We start from the raw sequence: 1,581 nt of genomic DNA on the forward strand, positions 1-1,581 counted from the left end.
CTTGAATTTAAAGGTTCCCCCTCGGCCTTCAAGGTCGGGGGGTGTCTTGTTTGTGGGGGTGTTTGCCGACGGGGTGGCGGGGTGCGGGGCTGGTGGTGCGGCCTGGTGGGCGGCCGGGGCCGGGTCGGGTGGCTTTCGGCGGTCTGGCGGGGGTGCCCAGGATCCGTCGGATCCGGGGATAGCCGCGTCGGACGCGGCCGGGAGTGAGCCGATCCGGTGTGAGGGGTTTCTCCCAGGGGCGGCGGAGGTCGTCGGTGAGGGGGCGGGCGAGGCGGAGTTGGGTGTAGGCGGCGATGATCAGCCAGACCCATCGGTCGGCTTGTTCGGGGGTGCGGAGCCGGGGTCGGGTCATGCCGAGGGCCTGCTTGAAGAACCGGAATGTGTGTTCGATGTCGAATCTTCTGAGGAAGATCCGCCACAGGCGGTCGACGTCGTGCGTGGTGGCGTCGGGGACCGAGTGCCACAGCCACAGTGGCTTGGGGTCGCGGTTGCCGGGCAGGTACTCGACCTCGAGGTGGACCAGCGTCCCCTCCACGTTGGGCAGGGCGCCGGGATGGTCGGCCCAGCTGCCCTGGCGGCGCTCGAGTTTGGGGTGCAGGTGCCCCCAGCAGCGGGCGGTCACGGCACCGAACCGGTCGTGGCGGGTGGTGGACTCCTGGGCGGGTGCGGGGTGAGTGGCCGGGTCGGCGAGCCGGAAGGGCTCGCCGTGACGCGGTTGCCGGCCTTTGGTGGGTCCCTTGCGACGGCCGGGCGGGTAATACATGACACGGTCGGCGCGGATCCGCCCGAGCAGCCGGACCGGCTCGTCACGCAGCAGCCACGTCAGCCGCACGATGTCGTAGCCGGAATCCAGCACGAACAGCACCTCGGGGTCGCCCTCGCGCCACTGCCCGGCCTCGCGCAGACGCGCGAGCAGGTCACGGACTTGGGAGGCGGTGACCTCGGTCAGGTCATCGTCCGGGCCGAGGCGGATCGCGTCCAGCGGCCCGGTCCACGAGGTCCGTCCTCCGCCCAGCGCGGCGGCGACCTGGTAGGGCCACCCCGGGATCGTCTGCCGCACCCCGTCACAGCGACACGGCCGGTAGCAGTGCAGCCGGTCCGGCGAGCACTCCGCGTCCGGACGCGGCCACGGCGTCACGTCCAACGCGATCGAGATCTGCCCGTCCGTCCCACGCGGCAGCTCCAGCCCCGCCAACACCCACCCCAGCCGCGACACATCCAGACGCCCCCGAGCGAGCGCGTCATACATCGCCCCGTGCCCACGCCGGTGCACCGCCTCAAGCGACAACTCCGGCAGCGACACCACCGGGGAACCGGCACACAACATTGCATCCGTCAGCTCGAACAACGCATCCGCACGGCGCGGCATCGCCGCATACAACTCCATCCGAAAGAAGGACAGTTCGGCTAGTGCCTGCCGATGAGCGACTTCGTGGACGATACTCGACACCAGCGACCTCCTGGCCCGTTGTGCGACTCGACATCACACAGCGTGAAAGGGAGGTCGTCGTCATGTCCGGCAGATTCCCATGTGGGTGAACCACTCGATCCCCGAACGATCACCGAAGGTTTAATTTCAAG

The 1,581-nt window shown here is 69.3% G+C and carries 1 protein-coding gene; it reads right to left on the minus strand.

Features of this window, described 5'->3' with window-relative positions:
* Window positions 1-28 precede the first annotated feature (28 nt).
* A complete protein-coding gene (locus ACFY3J_RS38790; RefSeq protein WP_365437979.1) occupies window positions 29-1,387 on the minus strand; it encodes an NF041680 family putative transposase in 1,359 nt (452 codons plus the stop codon).
* Window positions 1,388-1,581 lie beyond the last annotated feature (194 nt).

The sequence above is a fragment of the Streptomyces sp. NPDC001231 genome, assembly GCF_042896885.1.
GTDB lineage: Bacteria > Actinomycetota > Actinomycetes > Streptomycetales > Streptomycetaceae > Streptomyces.

What these genes read in the sequence shown, in the direction of transcription:
- ACFY3J_RS38790 (WP_365437979.1), bottom strand. Translation starts at nt 1,387, where the DNA reads ATGGAGTTGTATGCGGCGATGCCGCGCCGTGCGGATGCGTTGTTCGAG.